The organism is Acinetobacter sp. LT1, assembly GCF_059800965.1.
This window is the reverse complement of record NZ_JBBAXE010000014.1, coordinates 61,575-82,603: the sequence shown is the minus strand read 5'-3', so window position 1 is coordinate 82,603 and position 21,029 is coordinate 61,575. Positions and strand designations below refer to the sequence as shown.

General features: G+C 39.7%; 24 protein-coding genes. 8 read left to right on the top strand and 16 right to left on the bottom strand.

From position 1 onward, the window contains the following. Window positions 1-7: 7 nt before the first annotated feature. The 5 genes from WBW42_RS14150 to WBW42_RS14130 all read right to left on the bottom strand — a co-directional run bounded on the left by WBW42_RS14150 (window position 8) and on the right by WBW42_RS14130 (window position 3,235). Window positions 8-478 (bottom strand): F0F1 ATP synthase subunit B, encoded by a 471-nt coding sequence (locus tag WBW42_RS14150; RefSeq protein ID WP_001024691.1) that lies wholly within the window; start codon window positions 476-478, stop codon window positions 8-10. A 38-nt stretch (window positions 479-516) separates the two neighbouring features. Next, a complete protein-coding gene (gene atpE, locus WBW42_RS14145) occupies window positions 517-762 on the bottom strand; it encodes a F0F1 ATP synthase subunit C (protein ID WP_000424060.1) in 246 nt (81 codons plus the stop codon). Window positions 763-846: 84 nt separating this feature from the next. Beyond that, window positions 847-1,722, bottom strand: a complete 876-nt coding sequence (atpB, locus tag WBW42_RS14140) for a F0F1 ATP synthase subunit A (protein ID WP_002114072.1) — start codon at window positions 1,720-1,722, stop codon at window positions 847-849. A 104-nt stretch (window positions 1,723-1,826) separates the two neighbouring features. After that, entirely contained in the window at window positions 1,827-2,225 is a 399-nt protein-coding gene (locus tag WBW42_RS14135; protein WP_005072004.1) for an ATP synthase subunit I, read from the bottom strand. A gap of 170 nt (window positions 2,226-2,395) precedes the next feature. Further along, window positions 2,396-3,235 (bottom strand): metal ABC transporter solute-binding protein, Zn/Mn family, encoded by an 840-nt coding sequence (locus WBW42_RS14130; protein ID WP_032013085.1) that lies wholly within the window; start codon window positions 3,233-3,235, stop codon window positions 2,396-2,398. 127 nt (window positions 3,236-3,362) lie between these two features. On the opposite strand from WBW42_RS14130, the gene WBW42_RS14125 reads away from it, so the two are divergent. From WBW42_RS14125 to znuB, 3 genes are read left to right on the top strand one after another with little or no spacing between them, the layout of a single operon-like run. Continuing rightward, window positions 3,363-3,860 carry a transcriptional repressor gene (locus WBW42_RS14125; RefSeq protein ID WP_284105785.1) on the top strand — a complete coding sequence of 166 codons (498 nt, stop codon included), beginning with the start codon at window positions 3,363-3,365 and terminating at the stop codon, window positions 3,858-3,860. Further along, the gene (gene znuC / locus WBW42_RS14120; RefSeq protein WP_032070740.1) at window positions 3,833-4,621 is read left to right on the top strand and encodes a zinc ABC transporter ATP-binding protein ZnuC; all 789 of its coding nucleotides are present in this window, start codon (window positions 3,833-3,835) and stop codon (window positions 4,619-4,621) included. Before WBW42_RS14125 ends, znuC begins: the two co-directional genes overlap by 28 nt. 3 nt (window positions 4,622-4,624) lie before the next feature. Next, on the top strand, window positions 4,625-5,434 hold the full coding sequence (gene znuB, locus WBW42_RS14115; protein WP_005071996.1) for a zinc ABC transporter permease subunit ZnuB: 810 nt from the start codon (window positions 4,625-4,627) through the stop codon (window positions 5,432-5,434). 1 nt (window position 5,435) lies between these two features. Here znuB and WBW42_RS14110 read toward each other — a convergent pair whose 3' ends face one another. Then, a complete protein-coding gene (locus WBW42_RS14110; protein WP_005071994.1) occupies window positions 5,436-6,062 on the bottom strand; it encodes a LysE family transporter in 627 nt (208 codons plus the stop codon). 158 nt (window positions 6,063-6,220) lie between these two features. Here WBW42_RS14110 and WBW42_RS14105 point away from each other — a divergent pair, with 158 nt between their 5' ends. Next, window positions 6,221-7,141: a Dyp-type peroxidase gene (locus WBW42_RS14105; protein WP_005071991.1), complete on the top strand. Its 921-nt coding sequence runs from the start codon at window positions 6,221-6,223 to the stop codon at window positions 7,139-7,141. Between the two features lie 44 nt (window positions 7,142-7,185). Here WBW42_RS14105 and WBW42_RS14100 read toward each other — a convergent pair whose 3' ends face one another. Beyond that, on the bottom strand, window positions 7,186-8,883 hold the full coding sequence (locus tag WBW42_RS14100) for an NAD-dependent malic enzyme (RefSeq protein WP_002114135.1): 1,698 nt from the start codon (window positions 8,881-8,883) through the stop codon (window positions 7,186-7,188). Between the two features lie 494 nt (window positions 8,884-9,377). Between WBW42_RS14100 and argS the strand changes: the two genes are divergently transcribed. Together argS and WBW42_RS14090 are read left to right on the top strand one after the other, a co-directional pair. Next, a complete protein-coding gene (gene argS / locus WBW42_RS14095) occupies window positions 9,378-11,168 on the top strand; it encodes an arginine--tRNA ligase (RefSeq protein ID WP_032013153.1) in 1,791 nt (596 codons plus the stop codon). Window positions 11,169-11,323: 155 nt separating this feature from the next. Beyond that, window positions 11,324-11,938 carry an SPOR domain-containing protein gene (locus WBW42_RS14090; protein WP_032063709.1) on the top strand — a complete coding sequence of 205 codons (615 nt, stop codon included), beginning with the start codon at window positions 11,324-11,326 and terminating at the stop codon, window positions 11,936-11,938. 35 nt (window positions 11,939-11,973) lie between these two features. Here the strand turns inward: WBW42_RS14090 and WBW42_RS14085 are convergent, their stop codons facing one another. The 6 genes from WBW42_RS14085 to guaA form a co-directional block, all read right to left on the bottom strand. Next, entirely contained in the window at window positions 11,974-12,642 is a 669-nt protein-coding gene (locus tag WBW42_RS14085) for a glutathione S-transferase family protein (RefSeq protein ID WP_032013151.1), read from the bottom strand. A 113-nt stretch (window positions 12,643-12,755) separates the two neighbouring features. After that, complete coding sequence (locus WBW42_RS14080; protein ID WP_002114081.1) at window positions 12,756-13,163, bottom strand: OsmC family protein; 408 nt, start codon at window positions 13,161-13,163, stop codon at window positions 12,756-12,758. Continuing rightward, a complete protein-coding gene (locus WBW42_RS14075; protein WP_032013149.1) occupies window positions 13,160-14,107 on the bottom strand; it encodes a pirin family protein in 948 nt (315 codons plus the stop codon). The genes WBW42_RS14080 and WBW42_RS14075 overlap by 4 nt, the downstream gene beginning before the upstream one ends. 156 nt (window positions 14,108-14,263) lie before the next feature. Then, window positions 14,264-14,569 carry a DUF3861 domain-containing protein gene (locus tag WBW42_RS14070; RefSeq protein ID WP_002114086.1) on the bottom strand — a complete coding sequence of 102 codons (306 nt, stop codon included), beginning with the start codon at window positions 14,567-14,569 and terminating at the stop codon, window positions 14,264-14,266. Window positions 14,570-14,629: 60 nt separating this feature from the next. Continuing rightward, on the bottom strand, window positions 14,630-15,121 hold the full coding sequence (locus WBW42_RS14065) for a PadR family transcriptional regulator (RefSeq protein WP_032013147.1): 492 nt from the start codon (window positions 15,119-15,121) through the stop codon (window positions 14,630-14,632). Between the two features lie 190 nt (window positions 15,122-15,311). Further along, a complete protein-coding gene (gene guaA, locus WBW42_RS14060) occupies window positions 15,312-16,880 on the bottom strand; it encodes a glutamine-hydrolyzing GMP synthase (protein WP_002114136.1) in 1,569 nt (522 codons plus the stop codon). 385 nt (window positions 16,881-17,265) lie between these two features. On the opposite strand from guaA, the gene WBW42_RS14055 reads away from it, so the two are divergent. Continuing rightward, on the top strand, window positions 17,266-18,483 hold the full coding sequence (locus tag WBW42_RS14055) for a DUF445 domain-containing protein (RefSeq protein WP_170815250.1): 1,218 nt from the start codon (window positions 17,266-17,268) through the stop codon (window positions 18,481-18,483). A gap of 67 nt (window positions 18,484-18,550) precedes the next feature. On the opposite strand, the gene WBW42_RS14050 is transcribed toward WBW42_RS14055, so the two are convergent. Beyond that, window positions 18,551-18,988, bottom strand: a complete 438-nt coding sequence (locus WBW42_RS14050) for a DoxX family protein (RefSeq protein WP_002114126.1) — start codon at window positions 18,986-18,988, stop codon at window positions 18,551-18,553. Between the two features lie 194 nt (window positions 18,989-19,182). Here WBW42_RS14050 and WBW42_RS14045 point away from each other — a divergent pair, with 194 nt between their 5' ends. Further along, a complete protein-coding gene (locus tag WBW42_RS14045; RefSeq protein ID WP_005071971.1) occupies window positions 19,183-19,824 on the top strand; it encodes a DedA family protein in 642 nt (213 codons plus the stop codon). Between the two features lie 8 nt (window positions 19,825-19,832). On the opposite strand, the gene WBW42_RS14040 is transcribed toward WBW42_RS14045, so the two are convergent. Further along, window positions 19,833-20,423, bottom strand: coding sequence for a LysE family translocator (locus WBW42_RS14040; protein WP_005071969.1), 591 nt, complete (start codon window positions 20,421-20,423; stop codon window positions 19,833-19,835). A gap of 214 nt (window positions 20,424-20,637) precedes the next feature. Beyond that, window positions 20,638-21,024, bottom strand: coding sequence for a hypothetical protein (locus tag WBW42_RS14035; protein ID WP_005071968.1), 387 nt, complete (start codon window positions 21,022-21,024; stop codon window positions 20,638-20,640). Window positions 21,025-21,029 lie beyond the last annotated feature (5 nt).

Genomic DNA, 21,029 nt, shown 5'->3' with positions numbered 1-21,029 from the left:
GCCTCGCTTAAAGTTTAGCAGCCAGCTGAGACAGCATGGCGTTATGAGCTTCTGCATCAACTTGCTGGTTCAGGATTTTTTCTGCACCAGTTACTGCCAAAGCAGCTACTTGTTGACGTAATTCTTCGCGAGCAGAATTGATTTCTTGATCAACAGCTTCTTTAGCCTGTTGACGAATACGCTCACCTTCAGCCGCAGCTTGAGTACGAGCTTCTTCGATCAATTGCGCTGCACGACGGTTCGCTTGTTCGATCAATTGAGCCGCTTGTGCTTTAGCTGCATCAAGTTCTTGCTTAACTTGCGCTTGTGCATCGGCAAGGTCAGCTTTCGCTTTTTCTGCTGCATTTAAGCCATCAGCGATTTTACGCTGACGCTCACTAATCGCATTGATTAGTGGTGGCCAAACAAACTTCATGCAGAATGCAACAAAGAATGCAAACGCAATCGCTTGACCAATCAATGTGAGGTTGATATTCATTGCAATTCCTCAAATAGTGGATTTAGGAATTAAGATGATTAACCTACAAATGGATTAGCGAAGATGAAGAACAAGCCAATACCAACACCGATCATAGGCACAGCATCAAGAAGACCCGCGATTAAGAACATACGAGTTTGAAGTTGTGGAGCCAATTCTGGTTGACGAGCAACAGCTTCTAAAAAGCGACCACCCAAAAGACCAAAACCAATCGCAGTACCCAAAGCACCGAAAGCGATCAAGATAGCAGATGCAATTGCAACTAGACCTAAAGTGAGTTCCATGAAAAATTCCTCAGAGGTTAGGTTATTACCAAATTAAATTAAAAAAATTCAGCCCAACCATCATTTGATAGTTAGGCAATACCATTAATGTTTTTCGCTTGCCATGCTCAAGTAAACGATGGTAAGCATCATAAAGATGAATGCCTGCAACGTGATTACAAGAATGTGGAAGATCGCCCAAGGCACAGACAACGCCCATTGAATCCAGAACGGCAATAAAGCAATTAGGATAAAGATCAACTCACCGGCATACATGTTACCGAATAGTCGGAGAGCTAATGAAATCGGACGAGCAAGGAATGTTACCAATTCCAAAATCAAGTTCACTGGAATAAGCAACGCTTTTGCAACTGGATTACTTGGGTTAAATGGGTTAAGTGCCAACTCGCCAACGAAACCACCAACACCCTTTTCGCGGATGCTGTAGAACAAGATAAGTACAAATACAGATAAAGACATACCTAAAGTAATGTTTGGATCTGTAGATGGAACGATCTTGAAGTAAACGTGGTGAGGGTCCATACCAAATACGTTTGCACCTACAAACGCTGCAACTTGAGGAATCCAGTCAACTGGGATCAAGTCCATTAAGTTCATGAGGAAAATCCACACGAAAATAGTGAGTGCAAGCGGAGCGATTAAACGTGATTTGCCATGAAAAGTATCACGGACACTTGAGTCAACAAACTCAATGATCATTTCGATTGCTGACTGGAATTTAGTTGGAACACCTGCATTTGCAGCTTTCGCAACGATCCAGAACATCAAACAGAAAATCACACCAAGGCCAATTGACCAACCCATTGAATCCAAGTGAATTGCAGTGAACCCCATCGAATGAGCTTCTTCAGCAGTCTCAGCCAATTTCCATGTACCGTCTGGCATTTTGCCATAGGTCATATTGGTCAAGTGATGCTTGATATACTCTGTCGAAGTGAGGGCATGTTCTTCAGCAGCCATAAATCACACCTGGTCAATGTCAATTACTAAAAAGAAGGAAAACGAACATCGGCGTACTGTCGATATCTCGCCACCCTCCAAAAAATCTTCAATTCTTCTTGTTTCTACACCCGTTTTTGTAGACGTGACACCCAAAACGGAGCGACCCACGACATTGCCTGAACGAGAATAAAACCAAACAGCAATGCTAACGGTGATAAAGGTTTAACATTGCTCAAAATCAAAATAAATCCAACGATCATGATTGCAAATTTGCCTAACATGCCCCTATACATGTTAGACAGCACTTGTTTTGATGCTCGTGCACCTGCTGTTCTGAAGGATTGCCACGAAAAATAACCCGTAGCAAGCCAGCAGACCAACGCACCAAGTGCCGCACTTAATGCTGCTGTCATGTCTTTTATGCTCCACGCTACAAGAGCGGAAACAGGGATCATACATGCTTGTAAGAAGACCAAAGCTTTTGCTAATCGTCGGTCAATCAAGCGACTAGTTTGGCTCATTATTTATCCACTCACAGCATAAATGCTTGACAAGTTTAGCTGATGATCGCTTTTAATCGCAGGCATTATAGAGTTACACCCCTGAACATGCAATCTTTTCCCGACTTTAGTCGGGGTTTTTCATGACAGGTGGTGCTGACGCTACAGTCAGCCTTTGTTTACTTTTTATCTTACTTTTGCGTACTTAACACACATTTATCAGTTTTTATTGCCAGTTTCTTCCATGCAGTGACGAAATCATCCTCATTATTCATGCTCTCGTCTACTGGTTGAAAAGTAATGTTACCTAATTTTTGATATTGACTCTTAGTGGTAAAACTCTCTGCCAACAAACACATCTGATTTTTTGGTCGACTATCATTAAGATACTTAATTTGAGCTGCTGTTGGTGCAACGTGAGGATCATCTGTTAAAGCACCAGCGAACTTTAAGTTTAGTGAGCGTTCTAAATATTGATAGGCATCATGATATGCCCAATACGGTTTGCCATTACTTGAACTATCGTAAGCTTGTGCCGCCTGCAACATTTTACGAGCAAACACATTGGCGTTATTCCAGTACTTTGCCTTATTTTCAGGGTGTTGCTGAGAGCGCAAAGCAGCAATAAAAAAGCCAATTCGAACCGCATTGTTTGGCTCTAACCAAACATGGGTATCTATTGTGTTAGGTAAAGCTGCACCACGTGTACTGCGCTGAGGCAAAACAGAAACGATGCCACTATCTAATAAGGCAATTGCTTTCTTATTATTACCTAGTAATTTATTTAGAGGTGCTTCATGGGCCTTACCCAACCAAATCACCAAAGAAGCATCATTAATTGCTTTACGATGCGCTGGGGTTAATTGTACGTCATGCCCAGTTTGTCCCTTTAATAAGAGTTGTGGTTCTTCAACCCCTTGAGTGACTTCTTTTGCAATCAGATAAATCGGGTGCGTAGAAACCACCAAACCCTGACTCCACCCTAACGTACTCAAAAGAGAGAACATACTGAAAACAAAAAAACGGAACATGACAGACCATCAATTTAAATTAGCTCGAAGCATGTTATAATATAACAAAGTTACAAAAATACCTAAGATTAATCGAATGAAGCATCGCTTCATGCTAATATTCCGTTAAAAATTCGAGGTTATCCCTATGAGTTCCTGCTTGCATGAACATCATGATTCTTTGCATGGTGTGCATGATCACCATAATGTCGCAAGCCGTTTAGCTGAAGCAGAAAGTTTATGTTCTGCGACTGGCGCACGCCTTACACCTTTGCGCAAAGAAGTTCTGGAACTCATTTTAAATGCGTCGGGTCCAATGGGTGCCTATGACTTATTGGCACGTATAAAAAGGCAAACCGATCGCCCTGCTGCGCCTCCAACTGTATATAGAACTTTAGATTTCTTATTAGAAAAAGGCCTCATTCACCGCCTAACTTCTATTAATGCGTATATTCCTTGCTGCCACCCGCGTGAAGGCCATCAAGCAGCATTCCTGATTTGTACCGAATGTCATATGGTTAAAGAAGCTTCTTCTCAAGGCCTCACACACCAGCTTGACCAGCTTGCAGCTTCAGATGACTTCGTGGCTCAACACAGCATTATTGAAATTTCGGGGAAATGCCAACAGTGCCGCACAACTCCTTAAATCCTGTATTAATTCAGCTTGAGCAGGTTTCTGTTCATCGTGATGATCGGGATATATTAAAGAAAGTTGATTTTGCCCTACATCAAAATGAAATTGTGTCTTTAATTGGACCCAATGGTGCAGGCAAATCAACACTAATTAAAGTTCTACTCGGTATTCTTCAACCAAGTAGCGGGCGTGTTATTAATCATAAAAAACTTAAAATGGCTTATGTGCCACAAAAGTTTAATCCTTCACACAGCCTTCCTTTACGTGTTCAGGACCTTCTTGATTTAGAAAAATGCAGCCCTGCCCTTCGTCAGGAAATTATTCAAGACACAGGTATTTCAAAGTTACAACAATCAAAAGTACAACAACTTTCAGGTGGGGAACGCCAAAGAGTACTATTGGCTCGTGCACTGCTTCGTCAGCCAGATATTTTAGTTCTTGATGAACCCATGCAAGGCCTAGATATTCAGTCAGAAGCGGAACTTTATGATTATGTTCGTAGCCTGCCAGAACGATATAGTTGTGCGATCCTAATTGTTTCTCATGACTTACAATGGGTGATGCAAGGAACACACCGTGTAGTGTGTTTAAATAAACATATTTGCTGTAGCGGGCTGCCCGAAAATATCCAACAACATCCTGAATATCAGGCAATATTTGGAACTCAAAGGGTTTTCTATCAACATCATCATGACCATTGTGCTCACGGTGATGCTGCACACCCCTGCCCTCATAATGACCGTCCTCATATTCACCCAGAACCGGAAGCTTAAGCCATGATGGAATGGTTACAATTATTGTTACCCGCATGGATTATGGGAACTCTGCTAGTATTTTTAACCGCACCCCTGGGTTGTTTAATGCTTTGGAGACGCATGTCTTTTTTTGCTGACACGATGGCGCACGGAACACTACTTGGGGTAGCTATTGCGGGAGCTTTAAGTCTTCCATTATGGCTTGGTGTTGCAGGTACGGCGGTTTTATTGGTAGGCGTTTTATGGGCCTTACATGACAACCGTTTACCCAATGATGCTCTGCTAGCCTTATGTTCAGCGACATTACTCTGTAGCGGTTTACTATTTATTCAACATGTTCCAAGTTTAAGGCCAGAGCTTTTAAGTTATTTGTTTGGCGATTTACTGAGTATTGATTGGCCAGATCTTCCTGTTTTCACTTTAATTATTGCGATATCACTCGTAATTCTTTACCGTTTTTGGCAGCCACAAATACAGTTTGCAATTGATCCAGATATCGCAATTAGTGAAGGGGTGAATGCAAACTGGCAACGCCTTATTTTTATGCTGTTATTAGCCTTATTTACAGTTTTAGCTTTGCGTGCCGTAGGTTCTTTGCTAATGGGCGCATTACTCGTAATACCAGCCTTAAGCGCTCGTCTATTGGCAAACTCACCAAAGCAAATGGTTATTTGGGCATTCGTGTTAGCCCAGCTCGGTGTTAGTGTCGGTTTATGGTCAAGTGCAGCACTTAATATCTCTACAGGTCTTAGTATCGTTTTATGTATGGCATTAAGTTTTGCCGTTATTTTTATAACTCAAAAACTAAAAAATCAGACACAGGCGGCCTAAGTTAGGACGCCTGATGAACTGTGCTCAATAATAAAGCCGCACAGCTAAACATCACAGCAAAGCCCCGATTTAAATATTTTTGCTGTCTAGGGGATCGAAGTAATCTTAAAACCTTGGATGCCAGCCCCGTATATCCAGCCATTACAATCAAATCGATCGTAATCATAGTAGCCGCCATAATTAAATATTGTATCCATTGAGGCTTACTTAAATCTAAGAACTGCGGTAAAACCGCCAATAAAAATACGATCGCTTTAGGATTGCTAATATTAACCACAAAACCATTTAATAGCAGAGCTAAAGCAGACTTATCTCTTTTTTCTTGTTGAATTTCTATATCTTTTACAGGTGCTGTCCACTGCAAATAGGCCAAATACAATAAATAAGCTACGCCAAACCACTTAACGGCCTGAAAAGCTAAAGGAGTTGTGGCAAATAAGACCCCAACACCTGCTGCCACCACCATAATTTGAAGCACTAAGGCAACTTGCAAACCGATTGCATTCCAGTAACCATGTCTAAAACCATAGTTTAGACCACTCGACATTGAGGCAATAGCTCCCGCACCCGGAGAGACACTAATGACCCAACAGGCCAACATATAGGCAAACCAAACTTGCAAAGACATAGTAAAAATAGACAATAAAAGTGGAATTATACTGTTTTATAAAACTATATTGATGAGAATTCAAACAATAAAATCAAGAAATAGACTACTAACCGCTCTTCGCATCAGGCACAATAATTAAAGCTCATACTAAATTATAATTGAGGAGATACCTTCCAATGACTGCTCAATCTGTCATTTTGCCGTTGCCATCAGATCATGCCCGATTTATTGTTCTTCGTTTAAAAGACTTATCAATTGATGAATTAAAAGAACAACTCGAAGCGTTGTTTGAAACACGCGACCGTCTCATTACTCAGCATTCAGACGCGCAAATTAAAACAGCAGTCGCTTTTGGTCCAGAACTTTGGAAACAACTTTACAGTCAATCTCCTGCTGGCTTTAAACAACTTGAACCAGAAAACGGCGCATTCAATATGCCAGTCGTACCAGCTGATGTCCTCATCCATATTGCTAGTATGCGTTCTGATATTTGTTTTGCATTAAGCCAAGCATTTTTTGAAGGTATTAAAGATAAAGTGGAAGTTCTTGATGAGCGTGTTTGCTTCCGCTATTTTGATGGCCGAGATATTACAGGCTTTATAGACGGCACAGAAAACCCTCAATTTCCAGATGACCGCGCAGAAACAGCCCTATTGCCAGAAAGCGCGGGAGTTTTTGCTGATGGCAGTTTCATTTTCGCGCAGCGCTATGCACATAACTTAGAAAAATGGAAAAAACTAAAAGTTGATGCTCAAGAAAATGTCATGGGTCGTACTAAGCTTGAGTCAATTGAACTGGATGATGACGTTAAACCAGAAAATGCCCACGTTGCCCGTACTGTTGTCGAAGATGATGAAGGCGAAGAAATGGAAATCTTGCGTCATAGTCTGCCTTATGGTGACGGCCGAGGTGATCAAGGTTTATTTTTCATTGCCTACACCAAGGACCTGAACATTATTGATGCCATGCTAAAACGTATGTTCGGTACAAGTGGAGATGGTATCCATGATCGCCTATTGCATTTCGTGACACCACTAGACGGCGCATATTACTTTGCACCTAGCGAAGAGTTATTAGAAGAAGTTTTAGAAGACTAAAATAAAAAAGAGGAGCTTAAGCTCCTCTTTTTACGTTCTCAACCTTAGAAAGGAATACGCTTATATTTGCGGTATTCAGGTTTCCAGAATGATTGATCTATTTTTTGCTGTAGTAAGTCATCACTAATCGTTACAGCCACGCCATCTGCCATGGCAGCTTTCGCAACTTCAAATGCAATCACTTTAGAGACTTGCTGAATTTCCCCTAAAGGTGGTAATAAATCAGCTTGCGGATCTTTTAGTAGAGGTGAGCAATTCGCTAAAGCACTACTTGAAGCCATTAACATATTTTCAGTAACGCGTTTAGCACCCGATGCCACCACACCCAGCCCAATGCCCGGGAAAATGTACGAGTTATTACACTGAGAAATATTATAAAGTTTGCCGTGATGATTCACAGGAGCAAACGGACTACCTGTTGCGATTAACGCTCTACCTTCAGTCCACTCCACAATATCTGCTGGCACAGCTTCAACACGTGAAGTTGGGTTAGACAATGGCATGACAATTGGTCGTTCACAATTCGCTGCCATGGTTTTAATAATCTCTTCTGTGAAGAGACCCGGTTGACCAGAAACGCCAATTAACACTGTAGGCTTAGCATTTTTAACAACATCAAGGAGTGAAATCACTTCTTCAATATTGCCCCATTGATCAACCACCTCAGCTTTTTGCGCCAATTTGCGTTGGAAGTCCAATAAGTTTGGCTGGTTTTCGGTAATCAAGCCAAAACGATCAACCATATAAACGCGTGCACGTGCTTCAGAATCAGTCAGGCCTTCAGCAACCATTTGCGCAACAATTTGCTCTGCAATACCGCATCCCGCAGAGCCCGCGCCTAAGAAAGCAATTGTTTGATCTTTTAATTGCTTGCCTGCTGCACGACTTGCAGCAATCAAACTACCTACAGATACCGCTGCTGTTCCTTGAATATCATCGTTAAAACAACAAATCTTATCGCGATATTTTTCTAAAAGTGGCATCGCATTTTTTTGTGCGAAATCTTCAAACTGAATTAATGCTTTTGGCCAACGACGCTTTACAGCTTCAATCACCATATCGACAAATGCATAATATTCATCACCACTAATACGTGGCTGACGCCAACCCATATAGATCGGATCATTTAACAATTGTGGATTATTTGTCCCCACATCAATTGTGATTGGCAATGTATAGGCTGGACTAATTCCGCCACAAGCGGTGTAAAGTGAAAGCTTCCCAATAGGAATACCCATACCACCAATGCCTTGGTCACCAAGACCTAAGATACGCTCACCATCAGTAATGACGATCACTTTTACATTATTTTTATTTACGTTTTGCAAAATATCATCAATCACATCACGATCTGGATATGAAATAAAAACGCCACGATGACGACGATAGATATCGGAGAAACGCTGACATGCTTCACCCACTGTTGGGGTATAAATAATCGGCATCATTTCTTCAAGATGATTTTCGATTAAATGATAGAACAAGGTTTCGTTGGTATCTTGGATATTACGCAAATAGATATGTCGATTGATATCATCAGTAAAAGCGCAATATTGCTGATAAGAGCGCTGGCTCTGCTCTTCAATAGTTTCAATAATATGGGGGAGTAAACCGTGTAAGTTAAAGTTACTTCTTTCTTCTTCAGTGAAAGCCGAACCTTTATTTAAGAGTGGTAACTCTAAAAGTGTAAAACCTGCATATGGAATATAAAGGGGATGTTTACTTGGGTGTCCTGATATCATTGCCTATCTCATTTTCCAGCTTAGAGTAGAGAAAAACACGTTTTGTATGGTCTCTAAAACTCTTTGTGCGTATAAGCTTAAGCCTAATTCGATCAAAATAGATATTTTAAACCGTGATGTTAAAATTAAACACTATTTAGCTAAAACATGTTTAAAAATAAATAATAAAAATCAGTATTTTAATATTTTTATGATTTTAAAAATTTCTTTTATTTTCTCAACTTTAAAAGCCATAATTATATGATTTAGCGGAAACAGGTATTTCCTCAGGAAATAATATTCAATTAAACACATAATTTATTCATTAAAATTACCCAAAAGGCTTGTAATTCTTCATTTCTAGAATAATTAGACGATTCATCAACCGACATTCATTTAAAAAATAATCATCAGTAATTTGCATAAAGAATTATTGGAATATTAAATCCCCTCCCCTAAGTCATCGGAAATTTGCTATATTTGACGTTTTTCTGCGACATCTATTTTCGATTGATATGAATACGGCAATACAAGCAGCTCTCGACCATGCAGTGCAAACTCTTCAACAAGAAGGGGTGCTTCCTTCCGACTGGAAAAACACAAGCAACTTAACACGCACCAAAGACCGAAGCCATGGCGACTTTGCTTCTAATATTGCCATGATCGGCTCGAAAGCTGCTGGTATGAAACCACGTGATTTAGCTGAGAAAGTTCTCGCTGCATTACCAGAAGTGGCAGATATCAGTAAAGCTGAAATCGCAGGACCCGGATTTATTAACTTCTTTTTAAATGCAGACCAGCGTTTTGCTATTCTTGATCAAATTCAAGCACAAAAAGAAATTTTTGGTCGTAGCCAAGCAAATGCAGCGAAAAAGATTCAAGTCGAATTTGTTTCTGCAAACCCAACGTCTAGCCTACACGTAGGTCATGGTCGTGGTGCGGCATACGGTATGACTGTTGCTAATTTACTTGAAGCAACAGGTGCTAAAGTTGACCGTGAGTACTACGTGAATGATGCTGGCCGTCAAATGGATATTTTGGCGACTTCTACTTATTTACGTTATTTGGAACTACTTGGACAAGACCTTGTATTCCCTAAAAATGCATATCAAGGCGATTACGTTAAAGAAATCGCACAAGGCATTATTGATAAAGATGGCGATGCTTACGTTCGTGAAGTTGCACATGTTTATAAAGACGTACCAGAAGATGTGCAATATGCTGAAGAGCTAGATAGCGAAGGCAACAAAGTTGTGTTATCTGGTGATAAAGAAAAGCATATTGATGGCCTTATTGCCAACTCACAACAATTATTAGGTGAAGGCTACCGTGTATTCCACCAAGCTGCTCTTCACGCCATTTTAGATGATATTAAAGATGACCTTGCTGACTTTGGTGTAACGTTCAACCAATGGTTTAGTGAAGCATCGCTTAGTGCAAAAATTGATGAAGCTTTAGAAACACTTGACCAACGTGGCTTCCTTTATGAAAAAGATGGCAACATCTGGTTTAAATCGACTGAATTTGGCGATGAAAAAGACCGTGTTGTTAAGCGTCGTAATGGTCAAACGACTTACTTTGCATCTGACATTGCATACCACTTAAATAAACTACAACGTGGTTATACTGACCTAATCGATATTTGGGGTTCTGATCACCACGGCTATATTTCTCGCGTAAAAGCGGCGATTGATGCAATGGGTTACGACTCTAAGAAATTGACTGTTCTTTTAGTTCAGTTCGTAAGTTTATGGCGTGGCGGCGAGATGGTTCAAATGTCTTCTCGTTCAGGTCAATTCGTGACTTTACGTGACTTACGTAAAGAAGTGGGCAATGACGCAGCTCGTTTCTACTACGTAATGCGTAAGAGTGAACAACACATCGACTTTGACCTTGACCTTGCTGTTTCACAAAGTAAAGACAATGCTGTGTACTATATTCAATATGCACACGCACGTATTTGTCGTATGTTAGAAAAAGCAGCAAGCACAGATTTACAATTCGATGTAAACGCTGCTCGTCCACATGCAGCTCGCTTGTCTCTTGATGCAGAAACTGAGATTCTTGCTAAACTGGCAGCATACCCAGACGCGGTATTACGTGCTGCAAATGCATATGAACCTCATCAGGTTGGTAACTACTTAAAAGAGTTAGCTGCCCTATTCCACGGTTGGTACAATGAACATAAAGTATTAAGCGATGATGCAGAGCTTACACAAGCCCGTTTATTGCTTTCAATCAATGTACAACAAGTGCTTCGTAATGGTTTAGAATTACTTGGTGTATCTGCACCAGAATCTATGTAATAAATATATTGCATGACAGCAAATTAAAGGTCATGCAATATAGTAAGCGGTGGTTTGTATAGTTAAAATATCAATACAAACCACTGTTTTTAGCATCGTAAGACGAGACTCAAACTCGAATTAAAAAACAATCAAAATACAGAGGAATAATCCACGTGTTTGGCAAAACGCAACGCGGTGTATCTGAAAGACCTAATAAGCCTAAAAAGCCCATAATTCCCAAATGGTTAGGGACACTTGTCGCTATTTTGGCGGTCTTATGTATCGCTGTAATGCTTATGCTTTGGAAACCTTGGCAACCTGTTCCTGCGAAAAATCAGATTACTTCTGAACATTATCAAGAAGAAGATACTAATAAAGACTATCGCTTCTACGACCTATTGCCTCAACAACAGGTTACCCCTATTCCTGAACAAGCGATCCCTGAAAGTAAAAATCAAGGCACTGCTATGATCGTTGAAGCACCAAGTACCACTCAACCAGCCGCCTCTGAAAGTGTAGGAATTGATCCGAATCAGTCAGCTACAACTCCTCAGCAACCTACCTATATTTTACAAGTTCGTAGTTATAACGATCCTGATCAGGCTGATGCCCGCCGTGCAGAAATCATTTTAAATGGCTTATCTGCGGACGTAGTCAAAAGTACTGAAAACGGACAAACATGGTATCGCGTTATTTCTGGACCGTATGATACTCAAGATGCTGCCTTGGCTGCTCAGCAGACCTTACAACACAGTGGCATTGACTCAATCGTGATCAAACGCAAGTGAAAATAAAGAAGGAACAAATATTTGTTCCTTTTCTTTTAAATATCAGCACAATTCCTTTCATTAGAACCCATTCCCTTTTGTTTCGCTTTCTGAAATGCGGGTCTTTGCTGAATACGATGTAAAAAAGCCTGAATATTAGGGTATTTCCCTTGCAAACGTGATTGCAAAGCTTCCAGTGGGAAACTCATTTGAATATCAGCAAATGAAAAATCACCTGCGAAATATTCATGCTCTGCCAAATAGTTTTCTAAAAAACTAATATGATCTTTCATACGTGGGCGAACAAAATTTGCCTTCACCCCTTCCGTGATTTTTCTAGCTACTGGTTGAATTAACCATGGCACATGCTTGTTTACACTATTCATGACCAAAGTCATGACTAATAACGGCATAAGTGAACCTTCTGCATAGTGCATCCAGTAAATATACTGCTGTAAATCTTGTGGCTCTGTAGGTTTAAATTGTTGCTTCTGATCATAACGCTGCTGTAAATATTCTAAAATCACAGCTGATTCTGCGATGACTTGTTCATCATCAGTCAAAATCGGAGCTTTACCTAAAGGATGAATACATTTCAATGTTTCTGGAGCGGAATAGTTAGGTAGACGTTGATAATAATGAATATCATAATCTAAGCCCAACTCTTCTAAAGCCCATAGAATTCGAAACGATCGCGAACATTCCAGGTGGTGTACACTAATCATGTTATTGCCTGCTTTTATTTTTCTTTTTTACATAAAAAACAGCATTTGAACATGCTGTTTTATTCCATTTGTGGGATGGATATAAAATCATCCACCTCAACAAAATAGCATTTTTACGCTGTAACAAGCACAGTATGAATGTCTAAACTACGTAACAAAGTTTTAGTGACTGGGGTTTTACCGCATACCGCTAAGATTTTTTGTTGAAGCTCTTCGTTTGGCAAGTCTTTAAAAACAATACGACGTTCTATATGTTCTTCATGTTCTCTATTGGTATGAAAATCGATTTCAACCGAAAACTCACCAAAATCATAACCCTTATGCTTTGCGTACATTCTTAAAGTAATGAGCGTACACGCGGCTAAACTTCCAGTGAGCAAATCATATGGCGCTGGGCCTTGATCTTGCCCTTCTAACTTTTCTGGCTCATCACAAAAATATTGGTGACGACCACTGGTGATTTCGCCCTTCCATTGTTCAGCAAGGGGCTTTGCTTTACTGCTTGCGATTACTGCTGTCATTTTGATGCTCTCATTTGATCTGGAAGAACAGGGGCTTCTAAACGTGCACCAACATAATCTGGAATTTCACCAAAACGTGCATCATGGTTAATCCATTGCTCACGGGCTTCTTTTAAATCATCCATTGTACGTGCAACAAAGTTCCACCATAGCAAAATTGGAGTCTCAAACGGTTCACCACCAACTAACAGCACACGGTTCCCTTTCTTTACTTCAATTTCGATCTCACTAAGACCAGTATCTAATACCACCATGTTGTCAGCCGTTAACTCATGGCCATTCACATGGGCAACACCATCTAATGCCATAAAACCATATTCAAACTCAGGATTTAATGGAATGCGGGTTTTAGTATCTTCGGTAGCAATGAGGTCAACACCCACTAACGGTGTATGTACAACTACTGGAGAAGTAGTTGCCAAATATTCACCCACAAGCACGGTAAACTCTAGACCGTCTTTCTCAACAACAGGCAGTTCAGGATAATGTTCAAATTTCGGATCCATGTTGCGCTTAGCATCTGGTAAGGCAATCCAGAGCTGAGCAGCGTGCATTTGAGTTTCTGTATCAGGTGCAACTTCTGTATGTGAAATTCCGTGACCTGCCGTCATTAAATTAACTTGTTTAGGTCGAATCAGTTGTTTTGAGCCTAGACTATCGGTATGCATCATGGTGCCTTCAATCATCCACGTGAAGGTTTGCAAACCAATATGAGGATGAGGACCAACATCTAAACCATCACCCGCCGGAAAAGTTACTGGGCCCGCATGATCTAGGAAACACCACGCACCAATCATTCGTTTTTGTCGGCTAGGTAAAGCCCGCTTAATGACTGTCCCCTGTCCAATTTCAGCAGAGCGAATTGGAAATTCCTGAATAAACTGATTGGCAAATTTTTCGCAATCCTTTGAATCAGAAATATCGTAATCATTATTATTGCTCATGATATTACTCTCTTTTACCTATGCTTTTGCAATGAGTCGTTGTAATGATCTTAACAATACACTCATTATTCAATATAGTCTTTTAGTAATACACAGGGTGCTATGAATGAGACAATCATTTGTTAATTACATAAAATTAAAGCTGCATTGAGCAGCTTAAGATGATTGAGTTTTAACGAGCTGTTTTAGGTTTTTCATAAATTGACCAAATTGTGGGAGAAACTCTTGAAATAGTGGGTGGTCACGGTTTTCAAGCATAACCTCACTAAAAAGTTTTAGCCCAACTCCAAAAGATTTTGTTGTTTCATCATCAAAAAAATCTGCTTTTTTTAAGCGTTCAACAATTTCAAAAATATCGTCATGATTTCCCGCATAGAATTCAAGGCGTTCAGTATAAGTTGAAGCTTCTCCTTTTGCATTTTTTAAGTGTTGTACCGTGACATGATATTGATGTTGTTTCATATATAAATTCTCTCTTAAAAATTAATAACTTTGAAAAATTTCAACTTGTTTAAGGTCGATTTATAGCCGCCCAATAGCAACAGCAGCCTGATCAATTTTTTCGGCAATTTGATAAATGTGCTCTTGCTGTAAACCTGCCGAGTTCAACTTCAAACGCAAGGCTGTTTTTAGGTTTTCCATTGCACGGTGAATTTCGATTAATTCATCATTACTGTGGATTTCTCGTCTTAAGCGTAGTTTTTCTAATAACTCGTTCAACTTGTCTTGTTGTTCAGTTAAGTAAGCCTTCCCAAATTCCGTGATTTGATATTGCTTACGCTCTACATCCAGCAAATTAATCAAATTCATTTCTTCAAGACTTGTTAATGTTGGATAAATTGTTCCTGCGCTTGGCGTATAGCCATCGCCTACCAAATCACTTATTTCTTTAATGATTTCATAGCCATGCTTTGGGTTTTGCTGAATGAGATGAAGTACCAAAAGTTTCATGCGTCCAGCTTCAAAAAGTCTTCCACGGCGTCCCGAACGATGATGTTCTGATTGTTGTTTCATCTCTAAAGATTCTCTAATGTGTTTAATTTATGTATATTACGATATATCTTAATATATCTTTGATCAAGTAAAAGTAATAAGAGTTGATCTATTGCTTTGATAGTTATCAAAATTAATTTTGAGCTTTAAAAGCTAAGTAATAAAAAAGGACGCTAATGCGTCCTTTTCTTTAACAATAAACAGCGGAAAATTATTCCCACTCAATCGTTGCTGGTGGTTTAGATGACACGTCGTATACAACACGTGATACATCTTTAATTTCATTCATAATACGTGTTGAGATTTTATCAACTAATTCGTATGGCAAATGTGCAAAACGAGCTGTCATAAAGTCAACTGTTTCAACTGCACGAAGCGCAATTACCCATGCATAACGACGACCGTCACCTACTACGCCAACTGACTTAACTGGTTGGAACACAGCAAATGCTTGAGCAGTTTTATCATACCAACCGCTGTCACGAAGCTCTTGCATGAAGATGTCATCAGCAAGACGAAGAATATCAGCATATTCCTTCTTCACTTCACCCAAAATACGAACACCTAAACCAGGGCCCGGGAATGGATGGCGGTAAATCATGCTATGTGGCAAGCCAAGTGTAGTACCTAATTTACGAACTTCGTCTTTGAACAAGTCGCGTAAAGGTTCTACCAATTCAAATGCTAAATCTTCTGGTAAACCACCCACGTTGTGGTGTGATTTAATTACGTGTGCTTTACCTTGTTTGCTTGCAGCAGATTCGATTACGTCTGGGTAAATCGTACCTTGTGCCAAGAATTTCACGCCATCAAGTTTACGTGCTTCTTCAGCAAATACCTCAATGAATTCACGGCCAATGATTTTACGTTTTTTCTCTGGATCAACTTCACCAGCCAATGCAGTTAAGAAACGTTGTTCAGCATCTGCACGAATAACACGGATACCCATGTTTTCAGCAAACATTTGCATCACTTGATCACCTTCGTTTAAACGAAGTAAACCATTATCAACAAATACACATGTTAACTGGTCGCCAATTGCTTTGTGTAAAAGCGCAGCAACGACAGATGAGTCAACACCACCAGAAAGACCTAAAAGAACTTTTTCATTACCGATTTGTTCACGTAATTGTTCTACACGTAAATCAATGATGTGTTCAGGCGTCCAAAGACCGCCACATCCACAAATTTTATGAACGAAGTTTGCAAGTAACTCTTCACCTTTTGCCGTGTGTGTTACTTCTGGGTGGAATTGCACGCCATAAAAACGACGCGCTTCATCACTTACAGCAGCAACTGGACAGCTTGGTGTGCTTGCAGTAATGGTAAAGCCTTCTGGAATCTGGCTAACTTTGTCACCATGACTCATCCAAACATGAAGTTGGTTTTCACGGTCTTGTAAGTTACCAATCAGTTGATCGCGTTTAACGATATCAACTTCGGCATAACCAAACTCATGTACAGTACCCGGCTCAACTTTACCGCCTAACTGTTCAGACATGGTTTGCAAGCCATAGCAAATACCCAATACTGGAACGCCTAACTCAAACACTACTTGTGGTGCGCGAGGGCTACCTTCTTCATGCACACTCTCAGGTCCACCTGACAAAATAATGCCATTTGGCTTAAAAGCACGAATGTCTTCTTCAGACATATCAAAAGCATACATTTCAGAGTAAACACCAGCTTCACGTACACGACGTGCAATGAGCTGACTATATTGAGAGCCGAAATCCAGAATCAGGATACGATCTTCAGTAATTTGAGTATTGGTAGTCATGACAAACCACTAAATGGCAAAAGAATTAAGCGCGCCATTTTAACATTTTTCGCGCTTGGACGCACCGCAAATCATCATATATCTTATTTTTTTCATATCAGAATCATTTCTATAATTGAATTGTTTGATATAAATCAAAATTTACTTATATTTATCAACTGTATGGGTTACGCTTAAAAACTCCATGTGTATTGATAAATTCATCACATTCTATGCAACATCGTCTTGGATTTGATGTTAAGATGAGCCGATAAAACAGGCATTACCATGGAAAGGTAAATACCATAAGCGATATTTGTCTGTGCTTAAACAATTATCCATTTTTATGGCTTGTTGCCCCCTATCAAAATCAATAGAAATCTAAGGAACAACAATGCTTCAAACTATGATTGCAGATTTCCAGCAACATTTTTGGTTGTATGTCTCTATTCCTTTTATGAGTGGTTTAATTGGCTATATCACCAAGGTGGTCGCCATCCAGATGATGTTTTCACCACTTGAATTTAAAGGTATTAAACCATTTTTGGGTTGGCAAGGCATTGTGCCTCGCAAAGCCGAGAAAATGGCAACCATTGCTGTTGAGCTCATGACAGCAAAGCTCATTAAGCCTGAAGAAATTTTTGCACGCCTAGATCCTAAACGTATTGCCAAAGAAATAGAAAAACCCCTACTTGCAGCGGCTGAAGATATTACCCGTGACGTTGCTCAAGAGTATCAGCCTGGTTTATGGGAAGGCATGCCAGAATTTGCTCGCCAAAGACTCATCCGTCGTGTGCAATCCAAAGCACCAGAAATTGTTGAACACATCATGAGCGAAGTACAACGTGATGTGAATCGATACTTTGATATTAAACATCTTGTTATCAGCAACTTGCTTAAAGATAAACGTTTGCTCAACAATATTTTTAAACGTGTAGGGAAACAAGAATTTAAATTTTTCAGTAATGTAGGTTTCGTATTTGGCTTCGGTATTGGTGTGGTTCAGATGCTGTGCTGGATTGTCACTCAAGGAAAATATCCTTGGATGCTACCTTTGTTTGGTGGTTTTGTGGGTTTCTTCAGTGACTGGATTGCACTGCAAATGATGTTTAGACCACTTTATCCCAAAAAGATATTGGGTTACACATGGCAAGGTCTGTTTATTAAACGTCAAAATGAAGTTGCAGCTGACTATGCAGCTTTAATTTCTAAACAGCTTTTAACTTCACGTCACATGATGGAAGAGTTATTTTCGGGTACACATTCTGCGCGTGTTATTGATCTGGTTAACCGCCATGTCAAACAAGAAATTGATATGCAAGCTGGGGTTATTCGTCCGTTAGTTGTATATGCAATTGGCGGAGAAAAATATCAGAATATGAAATCACAAGTTGCTGAACGTATTATGCAACAGCTTCCAGAGACGATGAAATATGTAGAGTCTTATGCAGAAGATGCAATGAATATTCGTAGCACACTCATTGAACGTATGCAAAAATTAACACCTTCTGAATTTGAAGGGATGTTACGTCCTGCATTTAAAGAAGATGAGTGGGCCTTGATTGCAGTCGGCGCAGTTCTTGGTTTCGTGGTTGGTGAATTGCAAATCCAATTTATGCTTTAATTTTTAAAATAAAGAAATAAAAAAAACCGGATGAATTGCTCATCCGGTTTTTATTTTGTCTTGAATATTATTTCTCGATTGCATGATCCAAACTAATACGGCCAGCACCATGAAGCATTAGGAAGAATAAACCACCTGCCATTGCTAAGTTTTTCATAAAGTGGATGCCATTATTGTATTGTGCCGCTGCATCAGCCCCACCTTGGTGGAACAAGAATGCGGTTAAAATACTGAAGATACCAAGACCGAAAGCTGCAAAGCGTGCTTGGAAACCAAATAACAAGGCTAAACCACCACCAAACTCAACCAAGATAACTAAAGGAAGAATTCCACCTGGTACACCCATTGCTTCCATATATCCTGCAGTTGCTGCATAACCGGTAATTTTCCCCCAACCAGCAACAAGGAAGATATAAGCCATAAGAAGACGAGCAATAAGACTAATAAAACTGTCCGCGCCTGATTGCGTTACGATATTTTTGACCACTACATTTGGATTAAACATTTTGCCACCTTTATTTAAATGCTTATTTATTGATGAGCTCATTCTAGGTTTGGGACATTGATAATTAAATACTCAAAATCCATATATATCGTTGCACAAACAGGATGATCAATTTGTATATTTTTGATGTTTTATACTGACTTTCTATAGGGTCACTGCTAGGATTTGAGCACGGTTTACCACTTAATCATCTCATGGAACTTCTTGATTTTATTCTACACGTTGATCAACATCTCGCCGAGTTTATTACAAATTACGGGACGTGGATTTATGGCATTTTATTTTTAATTATCTTTGTCGAAACCGGTTTAGTGGTTATGCCGTTTTTACCAGGAGATAGTTTACTATTTGCAGCTGGTGCTTTAGCAGCATCTACAGGTGCGATGGATCCATGGTTATTGGGTGCTCTACTCTTCATTGCTGCCGTTTTAGGCGATACAGTGAACTACCATATTGGTCGTTTTATCGGTCCACGTGTATTTGAAATGAATTCACGATTCATTAATAAGCAGCATTTAATTAAAACTCAAGAATTCTTTGCTCGTCATGGTGGCAAAACAATTATTTTTGCTCGCTTTGTTCCATTTGCCCGTACTTTTGCCCCTTTTGTTGCGGGTGCTGGCAGCATGAACTATAAGTTTTTCTTAACTTATAATGTGATTGGGGCATTTTGTTGGGTCGCTTCTTTTGTGGCGTTGGGCTATCTATTTGGAAATATGCCAATCGTTAAAGATAACTTCACTCATCTTATTTTTGGCATCATTATTATTAGCGTTTTACCGGGCATCATCGGCTTTATACGTGAAAAGCTAAAAAGCCGGAAAACCAATGCTTAAGGCTTAATTTAGAAGAAACGGAATACCACTGGAAGCATACATAAAATAAGCAACATAGCCGATCCTTTATATAAATGATCGGCTTTTATTTTTTGTACTGGGCCCGTTAATAGTGCACGTCCAAAAATCATCCAGAAACTCGCAGCTGGAATGAGCGTCAATGTAAAAACACCAAATACTATTAGACAATTTTCAGGCGAATTCCATGTTTCGGCAGGGAAAATACCTGCAGCAAAAAGTAAGGATTTCGGATTTTTTAAGGTTGAGAAGAATAATTGACGTGGGCGAATGTTACGGTGAGTTTGACTAAATTGTTGTAAATGGGTGGTTTTCCATAATCGGAATGCCATCCAGAACACATATGCCACACTTGTAATATGTAAAATGAGCAATAACGCAGGCCAAACTGGTGCTGCCAAATGAATAAACACAGCCCAAAAGCTAATACCGTAGGCATAGCCTAACCATTCCATAGGAATAAGCCAAAACGCTTTAGATAAACCTTGAGAATGAGCAGCGGTTGCAAGTAAAGCATTTGTCGGCCCTGGAATGAGCAAAACAGCCAACATTGCCAATACAAAAAACCAACTCTCAATCATAAAGTTTCCATAATATCCAAGATGGGGCCACCTTAAACGAAACAGGCAAAATATAGCAAGTTTATAAGGCTTTTTGATTACAGAAAATACAGAATTTTGGAAGCTTAAAAATTGATAAACCACTTATTTATATTAATTTTATTATGAAACATTTTGCTAAACTTTATTCATCACAACATGCCTTAGTTAGCATATTGTGATGCAAAGCTGACTATTAATTGGCCTTTTTACGAACAATTATTGGACAATTCTTGAACTGAGCAGCCTGAACAATTGCTTCTTGTTGGCCTAAAACACGTGAAAGTTCGGTGTTTTTCGTTGAAGAAGACTGTCCCATATTTACAGAAATAGATGGACCGAATCCCCAACCACCTCGTCCCCAGCCACCACCGAGTCCAAGACCAACACCCATACCTGTACTTTTTGGAGTTTGCACGCCATTGTCGATATATTGCTGAATACGGTTATATTCACTTTGTAGCTGTTGGCAGCTCAAAGATTGATATTGTGTCGGAGACACATAAGTCGGTTTTACCGTTGTAGCACAAGCGCCAAGGAGTAAAGTGGCTGCCACCAAAGGCGCAATATATAAGCCTTTCATCATTT